Annotated in this window: 1 rRNA gene; it reads left to right on the plus strand. The window is 49.2% G+C overall.

The window, feature by feature from the left end:
- A 23S ribosomal RNA gene (locus C7U56_RS15325) occupies positions 1 to 785 on the plus strand; the annotation flags it as partial.

Below are 785 nucleotides of genomic sequence, written 5' to 3' on the forward strand. Positions count from 1 at the left end.
GCCGAAAATGTCCGGGGCTAAAACACAACACCGAAGCTTAGGAATGTAATTATACATTGGTAGAGGAGCATTCTTAAAGAGACGAAGCAGTACCGATAAGGAGCTGTGGATTTTTAAGAAGAGAGAATGCCGGAATGAGTAGCGAGATGGAGGTGGGAATCCTCCAGGCCGAATATCTAAGGTTTCCAGAGTAAAGCTGATCTGCTCTGGGTAAGTCGGGGCCTAAGGCAAGGTCGAAAGACGTAGTCGATGGATAACAGGTTGAAATTCCTGTACTGCATATCATCAGAACTGTGGGGACACAGAGAGATACCGGAACCTGGGAATGAAGATACCAGGGCAAGCGAGGTAGGTGCTAAGCTGGCAAATCCGCTTAGTAAGCCGAAGACGTGATGCGGAGCGAACAAAAGTAGCGAAGTCCGGGATTCGAGCTGTCGAGAAAAGCCGCTATTGTGTGATATGTACCCGTACCGTAAACCGACACAGGTGGATGAGGAGAGAATCCTAAGGTCGGCGGGAGAAGCATTGTTAAGGAACTCGGCAAAATGACCCTGTAACTTCGGGATAAAGGGTGCCACAGAGATGTGGCCGCAGAGAATAGGCTCAAGCAACTGTTTAGCAAAAACACAGGTCTATGCAAAACCGAAAGGTGAGGTATATGGGCTGACGCCTGCCCGGTGCTGGAAGGTTACGAGGAGAGGTTAGAGCAATCGAAGCTTTGAATCTAAGCCCCAGTAAACGGCGGCCGTAACTATAACGGTCCTAAGGTAGCGAAATTCCTTGTC

The organism is Clostridium fessum, from assembly GCF_003024715.1.
In the GTDB taxonomy this organism is placed as follows: domain Bacteria; phylum Bacillota; class Clostridia; order Lachnospirales; family Lachnospiraceae; genus Otoolea; species Otoolea fessa.